Origin of the sequence: Kangiella spongicola (genome assembly GCF_003194565.2) — a bacterium.
Classification (GTDB): Bacteria; Pseudomonadota; Gammaproteobacteria; order Enterobacterales; family Kangiellaceae; genus Kangiella; species Kangiella spongicola.
Genome location: NZ_QICH01000003.1, coordinates 1 through 20,135 on the forward strand (window position 1 = coordinate 1; position 20,135 = coordinate 20,135).

Sequence of the window (20,135 nt, forward strand, 5' to 3'; positions counted from 1 at the left end):
GGTGACGGCACTTGGACCTTAACCATCCCAGCGGGCAATGAAATCCCTGATGGCACTTACGATGTGGTAGCGACAGTAACGGACGGTACTAACACCGCCTCTGACACAACCACAGACGAGCTGGTGGTTGATACTCAAATCACGCCGCCAACGGTGGACGCGCAAGTGACGAACGATGACACGCCAGTGATTACGGGTACGGCAGACAGCGCGGATGACTTAAGCGTGACGGTCAACGGCATTACCTACACCGAAGGTGACGGTAACTTGGTTGATAATGGTGACGGCACTTGGACTCTAACGATTCCAGATGTGGATACTTTAACAGAAGGTACTTATGACGTCACAGCGACTGTTAGCGATGATGCTGGCAATACTGCGAACGATGCAACAACTGATGAGCTGGTAATTGAGTCTGCTGAGAAGCCTCAATTACGTCTTGTTAAATCGGTAAGCACGGATCAAGTCCAGCTAGGCGACTTCGTGACATATACCGTAACAGTCGAGAACGTAGGAACAGTGGATGTGACGGATGTTCAAGTTATTGATACTCCGCCATTAGGCTTCAGCTATGTTGATAATAGCGGCAGCATCGATGATAGTAATGCTGGCAATAACCTAATCACACCATACAAACCATTACAGTTTGAGGGTGTAGACGTAGCAGAGGGCGAGACAGCGACAATCAAGTACATGATGCGTGTTGGACCTTCGGCAGTAGGTAGCGAGCATATTAACAGCGTCACAGCTTATTACCTTGGCGAGAAGGCGAGTAATACAGCGACTGTGTCTGTTTACATGACTGCTGATCCAGACTTCGAGCAAGCTACGATTTTAGGTAAAGTCTTTAACGACCGCGATGGCGATGGCTGGCAGGATGATGCGACAGCGACGGGTATCAGCGTTAGCGGTGGTATTGATGAAAGCGCTTATGTCGCCAACTCTACCACGGTAGATCGTGGTAACGGACCGCAGCCAGAGGCTGATGCGAGTGCGCCAATCAATCACGGCATTGAGTTAGGTTCGCTTCGTGGTAGAAATTCGGTTATGGATTCGCCAGAAAATCATAAAGTTGTGATTTCTCAGTTGATGAAAGAGCTTCGCTTCACGAATAACTTTGAGCTTACTACTGATGAAGGTACTAAGGTTGTCATGGATGCCGAAGGTAACACTCGTGTTGAGCACGATGGCGAAGTGGCCGATGGACTATCAGCACAGGACATCCGTATTGAGCGTCATATTTCACGAGTAGGCGACAACTACCGTGTGGATTATGTGGTTACCAACTACGGTATCTACGAGCGCGGAATTCCGGGGGTGCGTATCGCAACGGTTGAAGGTTTAATTACTGAAACTGACGCTTATGGACGATTCCACTTGAACGCGCTTGATGTTGATAACTTCAGCCGCGGTAAGAACTTCATCATGAAAGTGGACCCAGCAACGCTTCCAGCGGGTAGCGAGTTCACTACAGAGAACCCAAGAGTACAGCGCCTAACGCAAGGTATGCCGACGAACTTTGACTTCGGTGTGAAATTGCCTGAACCAAAAGAGCCGCTGTTCGATAAATCGAAATCTCTTGAGATTGAGATGGGCACGGTTCTGTTTGATGATAATAGCGTTGAGATCAAAGAGAAATATCGTCCAGTGATAGAAGACATCGCTGCTAAGATCAATCAGTCGAAAGGCGCAACCTTAACCATTAAAGGCTATGGCGGTGGCTTACCAATCGCCTTCGACCGTGCGACAGTCTTGCGTGATGCGCTTGTGACGATGATTGAGCCTGAAGTTAGCAAGCACCTGAAAGTGACGATTAAAGCTGAAGCGGCTGAGTTACAGCCGGGTCGCGATATCATCACTCTGGGCGAGAAAATCCAAATTGGACAGGTACTTTTTGAAACCGACAAACATACAGTGCTAGAGCAATATGAGCCGATTATTGAGTCTGTGGCTAAATACCTTGAGCAAAAAGGTGGCGGCGCAATTTGGGTGTCGGGTCATGCCGATATCCGTGGTAGTTCAGGCTATAACTATCGCTTAGGCTTAAAACGTGCCGATGCAGTTTTCAATGCACTGAAGAAGTATTTAGGAAAAGAGTTGATTAAAAACGTAAAAATTGAGGTCGAACAAGGACAGCATAAAGCTTCAACTGGAGGTGCGAGCCATGAATAAGCTAACACTTAAAAATCTAACGCACCCGATGTTTAGTTTTGGACTAAGTGCAATCCTATTCAGTGTTGCGCCAGAAGCTTTTAGTGCTGAACAAGAAAAAGCGAAAGAAGGGTATCAGTGTGATCAGTCTGAATGCGTATCTGAAGATGGGTTGGTTTTCAGAGTAAAAAGCCTAGGTGAATCCACGGCTACTGAAACAGACCCTAAGCAGATGCAAAAAGATCGCCGCGTAGACGTTGGCTACCGTGGTATCTATACCCAAGACGAGGCAGGTTTCCAGCCTGACATGAAACGTGCTGATGTATCTGGTAATTTGCTGGTGCAATTACCTAACGGCGGCATCATGTGGGCAACGGAAGATCCTGCTTTAACACCCCCATCTTTGGGCATTAATGGAGCTTCTGTAGTAGCTTTTAAAGATGGCAAAGTTGTTGAGCCAGTAAACTTTAGCTACTACTCAAACTACGCTGCTTTTATCGATCGCTTAGAGCTTAGCTTTTATGATGCAAACGATACGGACTTAGTGACGCCACTGGCGACACAATCTCTAGAAGTTACCAATAATGGCCGTTATTCATGGGAAGGTGACCTAACATTAGATCGTCCATTAGTCGAAGGCGACCGACTGATTTACGTACTTCGAGCTTATGACAAAGAAGGGCGCCGCGACGAAACGGTTGCTAAAAGCCTTCTTTTAGTCACTCCTGAAGAAAAAGAAAAGAACATTGCCCAATTCGCCGACTTGGTTCGCCAAGGGCAGTCTGACGAAGAAATTTCGGATCAACAACTAGCCAATGAACTAATAGAAAGCGAAACCTTTGGTCAGAACAATCTGCGCCAGCAGAACATCCCAATCTATGGTTCGCGTGTGCGTATATTTGGTCAGGATATTCCAGAAAATCAACCGTTAACCATTAATGGCGATGTTATTCCGGTAGATTTACAGCGTCGCTTTGTTGCTGAGTATTTATTACCAGTAGGCCAACACAAATTTAATGTCGTGATTGGCAAAGAAGAGGAAGTCATTGCTAATGAAATGACGGTCAACGTTACCGGTGAGCACATGTTCATGGTGGCGTTAGCTGACCTTACCGCTTCCGAGAATAATGTTTCGGACAGTATTCAAGCGGTTGACCAAGCTGATCAGTTCCAAGATGACTTCTTGCTAGAAGGGCGCTTAGCGTTTTACCTGAAAGGCAAGGTCAAAGGTAAATACCTTATCACAGCGCAAGCGGATACCCAGGAGCGCGAGCTTGATAAAATGTTCAGTGGCTTCTTAGACAAAGATCCTCAGGATATATTCCGCCGCTTAGATCCGGATCGTTACTACCCAGTTTATGGCGACGACTCGACCACCTATCGCGATGTTGATACACAAGGTCGATTCTACGTTCGCGTCGATTGGGACAAGAGCCAAGCCTTGTGGGGTAACTACAATACCGGCATCACGGGTAACGAATTCGCACAATACTCTCGCTCGCTTTATGGCGCCGCGATTAACTGGCGCTCGATTGAAACGACTGAGCTTGGCGAAGCGAAAACTCAAGTCAAAGCCTTCGCCTCAGAAGCACAAACAGCGCTTGGCCATGTCGAGTTCTTAGGAACTGGCGGTAGCTTGTATTACTTAAAGCATACTGACATCTTGCCTGGCTCGGACAAAATCACCTTAGAAGTTCGTGATAACACTACCGGGCGCGTCGAAACTCGTGTCGATTTAAAGCGTGGTGCTGATTATGAAATCGACGAGCTTCAAGGGCGTATTATTCTAACGACGCCACTGTCGCAAATTTCGCGTCGTAACCTCGACACTATTATTCGTGATCAGCCACTCGATGGTTTTGATAACGTTTTACTCGTCGATTATGAATACCGCCCATCAGGTTTCGAAGCCGACAACCGCACAGTCGGTGGTCGCGCTAAAGTTTGGCTCGGCGAACACGTCGCCGTTGGCGGTACTTTCGTCGACGAAAACCGCTCTGGTGATGATTATCAGCTGGCTGGCGTGGACGTAACGCTACAAGCTGGTCGTGGTACTTATTTAAAAGTTGAGTCAGCGGATTCCGAAGCGAACCAAGCTGCCACCTTCTTCTCTGACAACGGTGGTTTCACCTTTGACGAAATCGTGCCGGATCCAAATGATGAAGTCACTGGTAAAGAGGGCGGAGCTTATTCGGTAGAAGCGCGAGCCAACTTTAAAGAGCTTGGCTGGAGTGAACACGAGTGGAAAGCAGGCGCTTGGCACCGTGAAACAGACGCAGGCTTCTCGGTAGCGCGACGCACTCTAAACGAAGAAACTACCGAAACTGGCGCCGAAGTTAACGGTTATGTGAATGACGACGTATCGATTACCACTCGTGCCAGTGATTATCAGCGTGGTAACGATAACCGTCTGAAACAAGCACAAGTAGGCGTCAACTACCAGATAACACCAAAGATTGATATCACCGCAGAAGTTCGCCAGCTCGAAGAAACGTTAGCCGGCAACAAAACTTCAGCCACTCTTGGCGCGGTGCAATATAATCACCGCATCGGTGAAACATGGGATGTTTATGGTGTAGGTCAGTTCACGCTAGAAAATGATGGTGGCGACTACGACAATAACGACCTCGTAACTCTTGGTACGCGCTATTTGTTTGGCAATCGCTCATCGATCGGCGCCGAATACACCAGCGGACACCGTGGCGATGCCGCAAGCCTAACCGCGGACTACCAGATTAATAACGAACACAAAGTCTATGGTCGTTATACTTATTCGACCGACACCACGGACAATGTGTTCGGCAACAGAATCAACGACGGCATCGTGCTTGGTCAAAAGCTTCGTCTATCGAATCAAGTGACGATTTATAACGAAAGCCAACACTTCAAAGCGCCACAAGAGTCGGGCCTAGTGCATACTTTTGGTATGGATTACTACCCATCGCAAGGCTGGACTATTGGCTTCAACCTACAAGACGGTAACCTCGACGCCATGTCTGGCCCAGTCGATCGCCAGGCTGCGACCGTAAGCGGTAGTTATCGTTCGAAAGATGCCGACTGGACGTCGAAAATTGAATATCGTGAAGATAGCGGGGCGGAAGAGCGCGAACAATGGCTCACCACAAACCGTCTAACCTATCGTCTAACCGACGATTGGCGCCTAGCAGCACGAATCAACTACGCCGACACAGAAGACCTCATCGACCCTGCACAAAACGCAAAGTTTGTTGAAGGTAACTTAGGTTTCGCATACCGTCCGGTGGATAACAACCGTTGGGCAATGCTCGGTAAATATACTTACCTTTATGATCTAAGAACCTTGTCGCAGATTACGACAGGCGCCGATCAAAAGTCGGACATCTACTCGTTCGAAGGAACTTATAACTTCAACCCACGCTGGAAGCTCGCTGCCAAAGTCGCGCACCGTCGTGGCCAAGTTCGTGAAAACCGAGGCTCAGGCGCATGGTTTAAAAGCACCGCAAACCTATACGCCGCCCAAACTCGCTACCATATCATCAGCGAATGGGACGCCTTGTTAGAGTATCGTTGGTTAGAACTTGAAGAAAGTGACGACCAGCGCGAAGGTTGGTTAATCGGCGCCGATTACCACATCAGCGATAACTTCAAAATTGGAGCCGGCTATAATTTCACAGAGTTTAGTGACAACCTAGCCAACCTAGACTTCAACTATGAAGGCTGGTTTATCAACTTTGTGGGTAAATATTAAACAAACTGTACAAAAGATAGGTAGAAGCCTAAAAAAGTTATACTTTTCTGAAAAAAGGGCTTCCATCTAACCGATTGTTACGGTATTATTTCGCGCAAATCAGGAGAGGTGGCAGAGCGGCTGAATGCACCGGTCTTGAAAACCGGCAAGGGTTTGTAGCCCTTCGTGGGTTCAAATCCCACCCTCTCCGCCATTTTCAATAAAAGAAGACGTCAAACGACGTCTTTTTTTATGCCTGTAATTTGCCTAAAACTACCGCCATTGCGACCGAAGCGTTTAGGTAACCCTTGGTGACCGTAGGGAATGCTCTTGGGTACAATCTGTCTTTTACTATCTTCAACAGAGATCACCACGTTGTGCTTCGCGCTTATCGTAATCATAGGTCTTTGTCTCGTATTTACGATGCCGTCTAGATAGGAGTGCATTGAACAGAAGGTAAAGTCGGCTAATCTTTATAGTGAAGCAGTGGTTTCCATAAGGTTGCACTTAATACCCCAAAAGGGTATTGCCGTACCTATATTGCGTATTGTGGTGGTTTATGAGTAAAGAAACTGAAGCTTTTAGTATTTCCGATGCTTTGTTTACTAAAGCGCAGCAGTGCGTTTTAGGCATTCTTTTTGCGCAGGGCGAGTCTAGTTTTTATCTAAATGAAATCGTGCGTAAAGCGGGGATGGGGACTGGTGCGATCCAGCGCGAGTTGAATAAGTTGGTGTCTAGTGGATTGGTTGTAATGCAAAAGCAGGGCAATCAAAATTATTATTCGGCCAATCATAAGTCGCCAGTTTATGCTGAGCTACGTTCTATTGCGATGAAGACGTTTGGTTTGGCGAATGTTTTATCCGAGTCTATTACACCTATCATCGATGAGTTAGAGTTTGCCTTTACTTATGGCTCCGTGGCGAAGGGGAGCGATCATGCTTCGAGCGATATTGATGTTTTATTGGTTGGTGTGGATTTAGGTTATAGCCAGGTGATGGAGCTGTTTATTGATGCAGAGGAGCGGTTGGCAAGGACTATAAACCCTACGATTTTAAGTGATGAGGAGTTTACTCAGCGTTTAGAGAGTAAACAAAATTTCATTTCTAAGGTTATTGAGCAACCTAAAATTTGGATTATGGGGAAAGAGTCTTTTGAGGCTATTGTTAGTTAAGAGAGTTGTCAATTAAGAGAGCTGTCAGTTTTAGTGGAGAGTTTGCCTGCATTAGAGCGTTGAAATGATTAAGTTACAAATAAAAAAGCCCGCTTTGAGTGCGGGCTTTATTGTAGGGCTTTGAAAATATAAACTATTTTATGCGCTTAACTCTGAAGCGTTTGTTGAGGCCTTCGATTCCAAGTAAATAACTATCAAAGATACCTTTCTCTATGCTGATTTTTGGATTTTCTACCATGTGGTAGGCGCTACGGTGGTCGGTGATCTCCCAGACTTGTCCGTTTTCGAGCCTTACTTCTAACCCTTTTTCCCACATTTTGAATTTGCCGATGGCGCGGGATTGTATTTCGGTGATTTCTTTCTTGGTTGAGGACTTTATTTGCTCCTGACCAAAGCTGTCAGCCGGTTTTGCTTTTGGTGCTTGAGGCTCTGGCTGTGGTTCTTGCGCTTCTACTGGCTTGGTTGGCTTAACCGTTTCTTCAACTGTTGGTTTAGTTGGTTCAGTTTGGGTGTTGTTTTTCTTTTGTAGGAAGTTGTCGTAGCACTGAAGGCGCTTTTCGTTGTCGGAGATAGCGGAGCAGTCTTCGATACTTGAGGCTGCGTTTAATCCGAAACTTAAAGTTAAAAGTGCGCCGAGCGCTAAAATACGTTTATTTATCATACTATCTTCTTAAACTTGTTAGGTTCTTGCTTGCTATCTTAACCTAATTTCATAATAATTGAACCGCTAATTTAAAGATCTGTTAGGGGGGGTTTGTGATAAAAGTTTTGCTAGTTGATGACCATGATTTGGTCCGTACTGGATTAAGTCGGCTTTTGTCAGATGCAGAAGGAATTGAGGTGATCGGCGAGGCAAAGTCTGGTGAAGAGGCTATCGCGCACCAGAAAAAAGAACAACCGCACGTCGTTTTAATGGATGCTAATATGCCGGGAATTGGTGGTCTTGAAGCGACTCGTAGAATGTTGCGTTTTGATCCCGATTTGAAGGTCATCGCGCTAACGGTTCATGGCGATGAGCCTTATCCGAGCCAGTTTATCAACGCCGGTGCTATGGGGTATCTGACCAAAGGCACAGATATCGAAGAGATGGTGAAGGCCATCCATTCAGTAAATCGTGGTAAGCTTTATTTAGCAGCCGAAGTCGCGCAGCAGATGGCAATCAGCCAGTTCTCGAAGCACGACGACAATCCTTTTTCTAAGCTTTCTGAGCGCGAGATGCAGATCATGCTGATGATTACTCGTGGAGAGAAGGTTCAAACGATTTCAGATTCACTGCATTTAAGCCCAAAAACGGTCAACAGTTACCGCTATCGCCTGTTTGAAAAACTAGGTGTTGAGAATGACGTGGGGCTGACTCATTTGGCGCTACGTTATAAAGTGATTGAGTCACTATAGGCCGCCGCAGTATTTATGTCTGAGCCAGACGCCGACAGCAGCATTAAACCTCAAATTAAAAAAATCCTCGCTCACCTTAGCAGTAAGCCTGGTGTTTACCAGATGCTGGATAAAGATGGTGAGACTCTGTATGTCGGCAAGGCGAAAAACCTTAATAATCGTGTAAAAAGCTACTTCGTTAAGAAGCATCAGTCACCGAAGACTGAGCTGTTAGTGACCTATATCGAGGATATTCATACCACGGTTACGGACACTGAAACCGAAGCGCTGTTGCTCGAAAACAACCTCATCAAAAAGTATAAACCACGCTTTAACGTGATTTTCCGCGATGATAAATCCTATCCGTTTGTGTTTTTGTCGGGTGGCGACTTTCCTCGGTTGGCATACCATCGTGGTGCAAAAAAAGAGAAGGGCGAGTACTTCGGGCCTTTTCCGAGTACATCGGCAGTGCGCCAAAGCCTTTCTCTGATGCAGAAAGTGTTTCAGGTGCGCCAGTGCGAAGACAGTTACTTTGCTAACCGTTCGCGTCCTTGTTTGCAGTATCAGATTAAACGTTGCACAGCGCCTTGCGTAGACTATATTTCTAAAGAAGACTATCAAAAAGATGTGGACAACATTCGGCTGTTTTATCGTGGCAAAAGCGACAAGGTGATTGCGCGGCTACAGAAGAAGATGGACAAGGCCAGCGAGAGTCTAGAGTTTGAATTAGCAGCACGCTATCGCGATCAAATTAAGCAGATGCGCCATGTCATGCAGCAACAGGTTATCAGCGGTACAGCGTCGGACTTGGACGTCGTTGGCGTGGCTTATGCCTCGGGAACTTGCTGTATCCTGCTAGTGTTTATTCGAAACGGCATGATAGTCGGCAATAAGACTTATTATCCAAAAGTGCCGAAACACAGTGATCTCGATGAAATCATCAATTCCTTTTTGACCTTTTATTATTTATCGGGCGCGGAAGTTCCGAAGCAGGTGTTTCTTGAAAAGCTGCCCGAAGATTATAAAACTATTGCCGAAGCGCTCTCGGAGCATAAGCAGTCCAAAGTGGCTCTAAAAGTGGCTAGCCGAGGGCAAACTAAGGAATGGCAAGAATTCGCTAATAAAAACGCCCAGCATTCGCTACGCGCCCGCCTGAACAGTAAATCGAACTTTACCAAGCGACTGTTAGAGCTGCAAAAGTCATTGCAACTAGAGTCGATGCCGAAACACGTTGAATGCTTTGATATTAGCCATACTCAGGGCAACCAGACCGTTGGTTCTTGCGTAGTGTTCGATGAAAATGGCCCGAAAAAGTCGGATTATCGTATTTTTAATATTTCAGGGATTGAGCCTGGTGATGATTATGCAGCTATGGAGCAGGTTTTGACGAGGCGCTACAAACGCCTTAAAACTGATGAAAAAGCCTTGCCCGACCTTGTTATTGTTGATGGTGGTAAAGGACAACTGGCTAAGGCTGAAGATGTTTTTAATCAGCTGGATATTACCAATGTTCCGCTTATCGGCGTATCAAAAGGCTCAGATCGTAAGGTAGGAATGGAGCAGATTTGGTTCCCCGGCCAGCATCGACCGCTATTGTTGGACGAAGATTCTAAAGCGTTACACTTTATTCAGCATATTCGCGATGAGTCGCATCGTTTTGCAATAACCAAGCATCGCCACCGCCGTACTAAGTCGGGTACTAAGTCTTTGCTTGAAGAGATACCGGGAGTTGGCGCAAAGCGTCGACAGTCGCTTCTGAGGCATTTTGGAGGCTGGCAGGAGATTGAGAAGGCGAGCGCCAAGGATATCGCTAAAGCGCCGGGGGTTAGTTTATCTCTGGCTCAAAAAATCTACGATTATTTACATAGTTAGCAACATTTTGTGATTTCTTGATGTACAATAAATCACACAAAAAGTGCTACAAGACAACAAATCTGGGAACTGTATGTGGAACATACCCAACATCATTACTTCTTTTAGAATTATATTAATTCCTCTATTCGTCATCTTCTTCTTTATTGATGGCGTTGCCGCGCGATGGATAACGCTCGCCATCTTCTGTACTGCTGCTTGGACAGATTGGCTAGACGGCTTCTTAGCACGTAGAATGAACATCGAATCACCATTCGGAGCATTCCTTGATCCTGTCGCGGATAAGCTCATGGTCGCTATCACCTTGATTTTATTGATTGCACGCGAAGGTTCGCCTTGGCTCGCGATTCCTGGCATGATTATTATTGGGCGCGAAATTACAGTTTCAGCACTTAGAGAATGGATGGCGGAGCTGGGTAATCGTGCCGTGGTTGGCGTTTCCAGCATCGGCAAGATCAAAACCATGTGCCAATTATTAGCAATTTTCTTATTACTGATAGCCTCACCGCAAATTTTTGGACTACCAAAGGTATTTGGTTACGTCTTCATGTGGATTGCTGCCTTATTGACGCTCTGGTCAATGGTGGTTTATTTAATAGCTGCATGGCCATACTTGACAAGTGAGAAGAATGACGCATAATAAGCGTCTCTTACGGATAGCACCTTGATTTTGGTCGAAAAAACGACACTTTGTTCAAGCCTTAATCAATCGTAAGAAAAGTGCAAAAAAAGTGATTTTTCTTGTTGACACAAATCAAATTCACAGTAAAATGCACGCCATCAAAACGACGCGGGAATAGCTCAGCTGGTAGAGCACAACCTTGCCAAGGTTGGGGTCGCGAGTTCGAATCTCGTTTCCCGCTCCAAATTCTAAAAAACCTCGTGCTAAACAGTCCGAGGTTTTTTTATCAGAGTAGTCGGTTTTGGCTGAGTGGTAGAGTGGCTATACAGCGGATTGCAAATCCGTGGACGTCGGTTCGACTCCGGCCTCAGCCTCCATAATTGGACTCTGATACAAGTCATCTGCCCAGGTGGCGAAATTGGTAGACGCAAGGGACTTAAAATCCCTCGGTGGCGACACCGTGCCGGTTCGATTCCGGCCCTGGGCACCATTCTTTATCTTGTTATAGAAAATTTATAAAGAATCCAAAAGCCTTGCTTCCGCAAGGCTTTTTTCGTTTCTGGCTATAGCGTATTAACCCACACTGCTGTTTCATGCACGCTACCTCGATAAGTATTTTTTGAACCCTAGTAATAGAGCATATTTATTCAATTATCAGGCTCGTGAAAGTTAAGCACATTTAGTTTATATCTACTTGAGTTTATCAAAATTTAAGAGGCTACTAATTTGAAAACCTGACCTGGTCAGACCTTTGCTAGTTTGGTTCACTATTACCTGTGTAACCCGTAAGATCAGGGTTACAGTTTCTATACATCTTATTTGCCCCAAAATATGCCCGTTAAGCTGGGGTGGTGGCTAATAGGTTAGACAAATAACTCAATATCCCCGAGAATATGCGCCTAAATTCCAGCCTTGAATAAATGTCAAAAAGGGTGGTTTATTTTGGTGCGGATATTGACGCACATTTAATAATTATTGTTAAGAGTTGGTAATGGAATCGATCAGTGTTTTTGAAATCATAAAAGTGGGTATTGGGCCATCGAGCTCACATACCATGGGTCCTTGGAAAGCTGGTGAAATGTTCCTCGACCTTATTCGTAAAGAGCGCAACTTGGCGGATGTCAGCGAGGTTTTTGTTGAATTTTTCGGTTCGTTATCGAAAACGGGGATTGGTCACGGTACTGATATCGCAGGCATGTTGGGGCTTTCTGGGGAAGATTTTGAAACAATAGACACAACTCAGATTATGCCGAAAATCGAGGCGATAAAGTCCTCAGAAACTTTAAAGCTTGGCGGTGAAGTCGATGTGCCTTTTGTTTATGGTCATCACTTAGTGCTAAACATGGAAGAGAGTTTAGACTTTCACCCGAACGGTATGATCTTCAAAGCTGTGTTTAACGATGGAACCGAGCTTGAGCAGGATTATTATTCGATTGGTGGTGGTTTCGTTACCACGCAGGAAAAGACTTCGGTTGATGAAGTAGCGACCCATACAAAGTATCCTTGCCATAAAGGCGAAGACGTACTGCGCTACTGCGAAGAATTAGGCGTTTCGTTCTCTGATTTAATTTATATCAATGAAGAAGCTTGGCGTACCAAAGAAGAAACAAGAGCGCACGCTTTGATGATTTGGGAAAATATTAAAGAGTGTATTTATAAAGGCGTCAGCCAAGAAGGTGTTTTGCCCGGCGGCTTACGAGTCGCGCGTCGTGCTGCTGGCTTGAGTAAGAAGCTGTTAGGCGACCAAACCTTTGCAAGCCAAGAAGATTGGTACAAAGCGGTTTACGATTGTGAAGAAAACTTCGTCAATATTAACAAGTGGATCTCATGTTTTGCACTAGCGGTCAACGAAGAAAACGCCAGCTTCGGACGTATTATTACAGCACCAACTAATGGTGCCAGTGGCATTATTCCGTCAGTGTTGATGTATTCACAGACTTTCTCTGAGTTCACTGGCGATGAAAACGTTATCCGCTTCTTATTGGTGGCGGGTGAGATTGGCACGCTGTTTAAAAAGAATGCCACGATTTCAGCCGCTATGGGCGGTTGCCAAGCGGAAACTGGCGTGTCTTCTGCAATGGCTGCTGCGGGCTTAACAGAGATTATGGGCGGCTCACCAGGGCAGGTGCTGATGGCTGCTGAAATTGCGATGGAGCATCACCTAGGGCTAACATGTGATCCTGTTGCGGGCTTGGTGCAAATCCCTTGTATTGAGCGTAATTCTATGGGGGCGATTAAAGCGATTACAGCTGCGAACATTGCTATCGAAAGCGATCCGGCTAACGCAAGGGTTACGCTTGACGAGGTGATTCAAACTATGTGGGAAACCGCACAGAATATGAATAACCGATTCAAAGAAACGTCAGAAGGTGGTCTAGCCATCGCGGTGAACATTGCCGAGTGTTAAGTTTGCTCACTCAATAATGAGTCGGAGGGGTAACTATTGAGTCGCTCCTCTGGCTTCTTTCCTCTAGTCATACTCATTTTACTCTTTAATTTGTACCGATCTTCCTGCAAAAATCCCTAAAGTTCCTTGGGTAACGCATAAACCCATACAAACGATTAACACCGGTTGCCAGTTGTCGTAAAAGTCAGCCAGTGATCCTAAAGCTAATGTTCCAATGCCTGCGGTTAGGTAGCCTAAGGTTTGTGACATGCTTGAGAGTGAGGTGGCTTTGTCGCTGCTTTGGGTTCTAAGGCCGATAAAAGACAGCGCTAGAATGAAACCGCCACCAGAGCCGAGGCCGATGATGATTGTCCAGAAGGTAGCGCCACTAGGGAGCAATATCAGTCCTAGTAACCCTATAAAATTAAGTGAAGTCACTAGAATGGCTATACCACGTTGGTCTTTAGTGCGGTTAATAATTGGCACAAGAATTAGACCGGGTATGGCCGAGGCGAGCTGTAAAACGCCGTGTAGCGTCGCACTTTTTTCTGGGCTCAGTCCGATTTGGTTGAAAATGGCGGGTAGCCAGCTGATCATGGCGTAAAACAGTAACGAATTACAGCCAAAAAATAGAGTCACTTGCCATGCGAGTCTAAAGCGCCATATTGGAGAAAGGCCATGCTGAATGGACTTTTGTGCCTTTTCGCGGGAGCGATGACGAACCTGTGGTGCCCACAGCAAAATAGCAATGATAGGAATTATAATAAATACGCCTGAGGCAAAGCGCCATCCTAAGTTATCGAACTGTGCCAGGGGGATGACTAGTGGCGAATATATAGCGGCTGTTACGCCCATCATGAGGACGTAGCTAGAAGTGATTAACGGAATTTTATGGGGGAATTTTAACTTAATTAAGCTCGGTAGTATGACGTTGCCGGCAGCGATGCCTATTCCGACAATGGCGGTGCCCATATACAGCAATGGGACGTTTCCATAAGAGCGAATAATAATGCCGAGCGCTATCAGTATAATGGTATAGAGCAGGCTAAGTTCAAGGCCAAAGCGTCGCGCTAGCTGTGGCACAAAGGGCGAAAAAATCATAAAGGCAAACAAGGGAATTGCCATAATCACGCCGGCAGCAGCAGTATCAAGCCCCAAGTTTTTTTCAATCATTTCCAGCAATGGTGCCATAGCCGTGAAGGGCGCTCGCAAGTTCATTGCGATCAGTATAATGCAAACGAATAAAAAGACTCTTCCAGATGGTACAGCGCTATGCTGGGGCTTGAGTTTTGTTGTCATGAATTCACGCGCTACAGAGCGGACACGAAAGTTAGGCCTTTAACTCAGTATTCGATAACTCAGTCTTCAATAAACAGGCTTCTTGTGTTCGCAAAAAATGTGGTTTTAGCTAGTATAGGGGATTCGACGCTACTCTTAAACCATGCTTTATATTTGCAGGATAAGGTCGCAAAGGGCTACCCATAGATGATTCATTAGAAGAAGTAAGAAAAATCATCATCAGTCGAGTAGCCTTCGCGTTCTTGTGGCATTAAAGCCAGCGCTAGGTGGAGTCAAAACCTCAGGTCGCTTAGGAGTAGCATCGTTAGGGGAGTTTGACCTGAGTAGACTCGTTTTTTAGTTTAGTTAACTTTAATGAGGGTTAGTGAAGATCGGCTAGCTTCACTTCCTTCATCCCTAGCGCTTGGGCAACATCGTACATAGCTTGATTAAGTATTTTGTGCGAGATCTTATCGGCTTGATAACCTTCGTTTGCGTTGATGTCTATCATCACGAGGTTATGAATTTTATTAGACAGCGCCTTGTCGAATAGATACCCACTCCAAAATGTACCGTCAGGGGTGGTGCCTGCTTTGACTAGGGTCGCTGCTAGTTCCTGACCATTAAGATCAGCCGCCTCAGGAAGCTCAATGCCCATCTTGGTGACATGTTTTATGGCGTAATTTACTGCGGCATCCATTCCGACTAAGAAGGTATTCACTTCTTCTTTGCTGTACTGCTTAGTCAGCTTGGCCACTTCTTGGTTTACAGTTTCTTCTCCAAGCATGTGAACCAACGCCTTGGCAAAGCTAAAGTGTTCAGCGCCACCGCCAGCTTCAATCAATGCCGCTGTAACGGCAAGCGCAGGCTCGCCATGGTAAGTTGGTCCACCAAACATGTTCATAGTTTGTTGGTGCTGATGCGGTGCAGTGGAATTGGTGTCGTCGCTTTTAGTCTCATGGGCCAAAGCCGGATAAGCAGCAAGCGAAGCCAAGCTTAAGGTTACTAATAATTTAAGTGATTTCATGATTTTTCCTCTCTAGTATCACGAATGGAGCAAGTTAGTGTTATTTCGGTGAGTTTAAGTAGCCGCTTTGGTGCAGTTCTGTTAAAACTTTTTGTGTAATAAGATCGCAATTTTTTCCTGCAAACTGGAACAGCTCTTGCATGAAAGGTTCGAGTTTTCTTGAGAGTTTGTCTCGTAGCATCGATTTAGCGCGAAGGGTGCGTGTCTTGACGCTGTCTTGGCTAATATTTAAGCTTTCGGCGGTTTCAGCCACAGAATATTGCTCGACTTCTCGTAGGATAAAAACGGTTCGGTATTTATCGGAGAGTTGGTAAATTTCATCTTGAAGTAGCTGTTTTATTTGCTCTTGCTCAGCGAGTTGATCGGGTTTTTGTTGCACACCGTTATCATTTTTCAATGACATGTTCACCTCGCTATATTGGTTTAAATCGACAACTGTGTCGTGACTGGTTGTTTTCACGCCTTCACGAGATTTCTTAACATTCAGTGCGGTATTAATCACAATCCGCGTAAGCCATGTTTTGAGGCTTGATTTCTGTTGGAACGAATCAAGGTGAGTGAAAGCTTTGATATATGCTTCTTGGAGTGTGTCCTGTGCGATAGCGAAGTCAGCAACAATACTGTGGGCAGCACGAAAAAGTGCTTGGTTATGACGCCTCACGATTGTTTCGAAAGCGATGGCGTCGCCGGAACTTGCCCGCGCTACTAACACGTGATCAGAAATATGATCGGCTAATAAGTCGGACTCTTGGTGTAATTGTGGCATTTTGTTCACCTTTCTGCTCATGTACTGGATTAGACCAAGGCTAGCGGCGAAAAGTGACAACTATTTTTTTTTGGGGTTTGGTGGAGTTAGAAAGTAGAAACTGATTTGTGTTAAGTGTGAGGCTAGGCTTTGTCACCAGAGGTATTAGGAACCAGCGAAAGGCGTTCCCAATATTCCAACCGCAAGTTCTAGCCAAACTATAAGTATTAGGGATATTAGTCCTAGAGAGAATAGTATTGGCTTTAGTTTGCTGGTTGATGTGCGCATATAACGTCGAATTATGAGCTCATAAAATAAAGCGCCGCCTGCTAAAAGTGCTGCTGCGACAATACAATCAGTAATTCCCCAATTCACTTCTTGAGTAAATTGCATCGCGATGAGAGGTATCGCTAAAATCGCGGTTACGGTTAATAGCCAAATAAGGCTTCTGTTGGCAGTGCTGCACATAATTGACTCATTTTCAATGACTGTCTTCTACTTACTGTCTTCCATTTAAAGTTGCTTCACTGGCAGGTGTCTTTGCTAGTTTGGTTCAGATAAGTAAGCGCCTATCTTTACCTTCATCTATGGCTTACTTATTTGTTTAGCATAGTCCTCGCTCGAAAAATAATCAATTAAGCATTGATTGATAGGTCTTCAATGACTAAAAACTCTTTTTTGGGGCTTAAGGTCAGCGTGAGCTTTAATTCGTTATTTTCTTGCGTCGATAGTTTCCAGGTTTCCACTAACTGGGGCGCATCGGGCTTGTCAGTGATTAGAGTCGAGTCTACAAGCTCGAAGGTGGTTAGTTTCGAGTATTCAGCTGTCAGTTCTTGATGTAAGGCTTGAAAAGCCTCTTGATTAAAACTTTCGCTAAACTTATCGCTTAAATAGCGCCAAATAAGCGAATAGTTACCAAGATTTAGCGCGAGCACTACTTCTTGCACCATGCCTTGGGTGATTTTTAACCGCTGTTGGGCGGTAAGTTGTGACAGATTCATATCCGCCAGTTCAAATTTATCCATAGCTTAACAGTCTTTTGCAGAATGCCCTGTAAATAAGGTTTTAAACCTCTATAATTGATGAAACGAAATCTACAACGTGATCAGGCAAAAGTCTAGTTTATGATTCATTATGAGATCCATCCAGTAAACCCTCAGGCTCATCTATTCGAAGTGAAACTGCACTTAGGCGTGGTGGAGTCAGAAGGGCAAGAGTTGTATATGCCGAACTGGATCCCCGGCAGTTACATGATCCGTGACTTCTCCAAGCACATCCAGTGGCTTCGCGCCGAGAATAATTCTGGTCAGCTAAAAGTCCAGCGAGTTGACAAGTCGCGTTGGAAGCTGCCGCAGTCGGAGTCCGAGGTCGTGGTGACCTATCAGGTTTATGCCTGGGATTTGTCAGTTCGTGGCGCCCACCTCGATCAAACTCATGGTTTCTTTAATGGAACCTGTGTTTTTCTAGCTGTAGCAGGGCGCGAGGATGAAACTTATACCGTTGATATCAGTCGTCCTGATGGTGATGATTATCTACAGTGGCGTGTAGCTACAGGCCTTAAGCCGATTGAAGGCACGGCTGAGTTTGCCTTTGGCCGCTATCAGGCGCTTAATTATGATGAGCTTATCGACTGCCCTGTGGAAATGTCGGACTTTAGATTAATTAGCTTTGACGCTTGTGGTGTGCCGCATCACATGGCATTAACTGGTCGTCACGAGGTCGATGAGAAACGCTTAGCGAGTGATCTAAAGAAGATTTGTGAGCATCACATACAGTTTTTTGGTGAGCCAGCTCCAATGGACCGTTATCTCTTTATGACCTATGTTCTAGGCAACGGTTTTGGCGGGCTAGAGCATCGCAACTCAACGGCGCTGCATTGTAGCCGTGAGGATTTGCCACTGGAAAGTGATAGCTTGTTGCAAGGCGAGGATAAGGTTAAAGACAACTATCAAACGTTCTTGGACCTTTGCTCTCACGAGTATTTCCATACCTGGAACGTCAAGCGCATTAAGCCAGCTGAATTTTTGCCTTACGACACGCAAAAAGAAAGCCATACTGAGTTGCTGTGGGCTTTTGAAGGCATTACGTCTTATTATGATAATTTGGCGCTTGCGCAAACTGGCTGTATCAGTAAAGAAGAATATTTAACCCGACTGGCGAAAACGATTACTGCGGTTCGACGCTCCAAAGGGCGTTTCATTCAGACGGTAACGGACTCGAGTTTTGATGCTTGGACTAAGTTTTACAAGCAAGACGAGAATGCGCCTAATGCGGTAGTCAGTTATTACACCAAAGGCGCTGAAGTTGCGCTTTGCTTGGACTTATTGATAAGACAGGTTACTGACTGGAATAAGTCGTTAAAAGATATCATGCAACGTTTATGGCTTGAGTTTGGCAAAGTTGAGAAAGGTGTTGAAAACGATACCATTCAAAAGTTGGTGATGGAAGAAACGCCAGAGAATGCACATGAAGAGTTAAAACAGTTTTTCGAAACCGCACTTTACACAACGCAAGAGTTGCCGACGGAGCAGTTGCTAGCTGCTCTGGGGCTTGAATTAAAGTGCCTACCGAGAACCGATAGAAGCGACCGTGGTGGCTTTAAAGACAAGCTACCAAAGGACAAGCAGCTATCTGACCTCGGTGTTGAGTTTACATCTAAGGCGACAGGCGTCTTAGTGAAAAATGTTTACGCTGATTCCGCTGCTGGCAAAGCTGGAATTTCCGCGGATGATCACCTTATTGCGTTGAATGGCTTGAAGATTAATGCCTCAAACTTTGACCGTCAGATTCAGCAGAGTTCAGTAGGCGATAAAGTTATACTTGTAGGATTCCGTCGTGATGAGCTGATGACATTTGAGGTGACATTAGAAGAAGCCGAAAGTGATACCGCTTATATTAGTTACAAGGCAAACTTTGACCAATACCAGGATAAATTTGAACGCTGGTTAAACTTACAATAATTCGGATAAATTAAACCATGAAGATAGTGACATTTAACATTAACAGTATTCGTACACGAGCTCATCAGATTGAGGCTTTGGTAGAAAAGCATGATCCTGACATTATTTGTATTCAGGAAACCAAAGTTCATGACGATATGTTTCCGTTCGATCTTTATGAGCACTTAGGCTACCACATGGAAATTCATGGTGGGAAAGCTCATTACGGCGTTGCTACATTCAGTAAGCAAAAGCCGATTGAGGTGGAGAAAGGGTTTCCTAATGATCCAGAAGATGCTCAGCGCCGCATGATCATCACTACCTTTGAGTATGGCGATGAAACCATTAAAGTTTTAAATGGGTATTTCCCACAAGGTGAAAATCGTGAACATCCAACTAAGTTCCCTTATAAAGAAAAGTTCTACCAAGACTTGCAGGATTATTTAGAAAAAATAGATCTGGAGACCACAAGAACGATTGTCCTGGGTGATATTAACGTTTCTCAACTGGACATCGATATTGGTATTGGCGAGCCAAACCGTAAACGCTGGTTAAGAGAGGGAAAATGTAGCTTTTTACCGGAAGAGCGTGAATGGGTTCAACGTATGCTAAGCGTGGGGCTTTATGATACTTATCGTACGATTAATCCAGATACTGACGATAAGTTTAGCTGGTTTGATTATCGTAGTCGTGGATTTGAGCGCGATCCAAAGCGTGGTCTTCGCATCGATTCAGTGTTTGCCTGTAATTGGTTAAACCAGCGAGCGATTGCTTCGGATATTGATTATGAAATTCGTGGCATGGAGCGCCCTTCGGATCACGCGCCAGTGTGGACGGAATTCGATTTAGACAAGTAGACAGGTA

At 45.3% G+C, this 20,135-nt stretch carries 15 protein-coding genes and 4 tRNA genes; 13 read left to right on the forward strand and 6 right to left on the reverse strand.

Features of this window, described 5'->3' with window-relative positions; all coding sequences use genetic code 11:
- From DL796_RS08900 to DL796_RS08910, 3 genes are all read left to right on the forward strand, one after another.
- Positions 1-2,172, forward strand: a 2,172-nt coding sequence (locus DL796_RS08900) for an OmpA family protein (RefSeq protein WP_146205084.1), incomplete at its 5' end; no start/stop codon positions are given.
- The gene (locus tag DL796_RS08905) at positions 2,165-5,878 is read left to right on the forward strand and encodes a TonB-dependent receptor (RefSeq protein WP_110201374.1); all 3,714 of its coding nucleotides are present in this window, start codon (positions 2,165-2,167) and stop codon (positions 5,876-5,878) included. The genes DL796_RS08900 and DL796_RS08905, both read left to right, overlap by 8 nt.
- Before the next feature lie 102 nt (positions 5,879-5,980).
- A tRNA-Ser gene (locus DL796_RS08910) sits at positions 5,981-6,071 on the forward strand.
- 19 nt (positions 6,072-6,090) lie between these two features.
- Here DL796_RS08910 and DL796_RS08915 read toward each other — a convergent pair.
- Complete coding sequence (locus tag DL796_RS08915; protein ID WP_170114241.1) at positions 6,091-6,258, reverse strand: hypothetical protein; 168 nt, start codon at positions 6,256-6,258, stop codon at positions 6,091-6,093.
- Between the two features lie 158 nt (positions 6,259-6,416).
- On the opposite strand from DL796_RS08915, the gene DL796_RS08920 reads away from it, so the two are divergent.
- Entirely contained in the window at positions 6,417-7,028 is a 612-nt protein-coding gene (locus DL796_RS08920; protein ID WP_110201375.1) for a transcriptional regulator, read from the forward strand.
- 133 nt (positions 7,029-7,161) lie between these two features.
- On the opposite strand, the gene DL796_RS08925 is transcribed toward DL796_RS08920, so the two are convergent.
- Positions 7,162-7,689: a hypothetical protein gene (locus tag DL796_RS08925; RefSeq protein WP_110201376.1), complete on the reverse strand. Its 528-nt coding sequence runs from the start codon at positions 7,687-7,689 to the stop codon at positions 7,162-7,164.
- A gap of 95 nt (positions 7,690-7,784) precedes the next feature.
- Here DL796_RS08925 and uvrY point away from each other — a divergent pair, with 95 nt between their 5' ends.
- The 7 genes from uvrY to DL796_RS08960 all read left to right on the forward strand — a co-directional run bounded on the left by uvrY (position 7,785) and on the right by DL796_RS08960 (position 13,303).
- Positions 7,785-8,423, forward strand: coding sequence for a UvrY/SirA/GacA family response regulator transcription factor (gene uvrY, locus DL796_RS08930; RefSeq protein ID WP_110201377.1), 639 nt, complete (start codon positions 7,785-7,787; stop codon positions 8,421-8,423).
- Positions 8,424-8,438: 15 nt separating this feature from the next.
- Positions 8,439-10,274 carry an excinuclease ABC subunit UvrC gene (uvrC, locus tag DL796_RS08935; RefSeq protein WP_110201378.1) on the forward strand — a complete coding sequence of 612 codons (1,836 nt, stop codon included), beginning with the start codon at positions 8,439-8,441 and terminating at the stop codon, positions 10,272-10,274.
- Positions 10,275-10,347: 73 nt separating this feature from the next.
- Positions 10,348-10,914: a CDP-diacylglycerol--glycerol-3-phosphate 3-phosphatidyltransferase gene (gene pgsA / locus DL796_RS08940; RefSeq protein WP_110201379.1), complete on the forward strand. Its 567-nt coding sequence runs from the start codon at positions 10,348-10,350 to the stop codon at positions 10,912-10,914.
- 150 nt (positions 10,915-11,064) lie between these two features.
- A tRNA-Gly gene (locus DL796_RS08945) sits at positions 11,065-11,140 on the forward strand.
- Between the two features lie 59 nt (positions 11,141-11,199).
- Positions 11,200-11,273: transfer RNA gene (locus tag DL796_RS08950), tRNA-Cys, on the forward strand.
- Positions 11,274-11,299: 26 nt separating this feature from the next.
- A tRNA-Leu gene (locus tag DL796_RS08955) sits at positions 11,300-11,386 on the forward strand.
- 501 nt (positions 11,387-11,887) lie between these two features.
- Entirely contained in the window at positions 11,888-13,303 is a 1,416-nt protein-coding gene (locus DL796_RS08960; protein WP_110201380.1) for an L-serine ammonia-lyase, read from the forward strand.
- Positions 13,304-13,381: 78 nt separating this feature from the next.
- Here the strand turns inward: DL796_RS08960 and DL796_RS08965 are convergent, their stop codons facing one another.
- The 4 genes from DL796_RS08965 to DL796_RS08980 form a co-directional block, all read right to left on the reverse strand.
- Positions 13,382-14,581: an MFS transporter gene (locus DL796_RS08965; protein WP_110201381.1), complete on the reverse strand. Its 1,200-nt coding sequence runs from the start codon at positions 14,579-14,581 to the stop codon at positions 13,382-13,384.
- A gap of 361 nt (positions 14,582-14,942) precedes the next feature.
- A complete protein-coding gene (locus DL796_RS08970; protein WP_110201382.1) occupies positions 14,943-15,587 on the reverse strand; it encodes a hypothetical protein in 645 nt (214 codons plus the stop codon).
- Between the two features lie 40 nt (positions 15,588-15,627).
- Complete coding sequence (locus DL796_RS08975; RefSeq protein WP_170114242.1) at positions 15,628-16,353, reverse strand: RNA polymerase sigma factor; 726 nt, start codon at positions 16,351-16,353, stop codon at positions 15,628-15,630.
- Between the two features lie 614 nt (positions 16,354-16,967).
- Positions 16,968-17,357, reverse strand: a complete 390-nt coding sequence (locus tag DL796_RS08980) for a hypothetical protein (RefSeq protein ID WP_110201385.1) — start codon at positions 17,355-17,357, stop codon at positions 16,968-16,970.
- A 99-nt stretch (positions 17,358-17,456) separates the two neighbouring features.
- On the opposite strand from DL796_RS08980, the gene DL796_RS08985 reads away from it, so the two are divergent.
- Both DL796_RS08985 and xthA read left to right on the forward strand, forming a co-directional pair.
- A complete protein-coding gene (locus DL796_RS08985) occupies positions 17,457-19,292 on the forward strand; it encodes a M61 family metallopeptidase (RefSeq protein ID WP_110201386.1) in 1,836 nt (611 codons plus the stop codon).
- A gap of 17 nt (positions 19,293-19,309) precedes the next feature.
- On the forward strand, positions 19,310-20,128 hold the full coding sequence (gene xthA, locus DL796_RS08990; RefSeq protein ID WP_110201387.1) for an exodeoxyribonuclease III: 819 nt from the start codon (positions 19,310-19,312) through the stop codon (positions 20,126-20,128).
- Positions 20,129-20,135 lie beyond the last annotated feature (7 nt).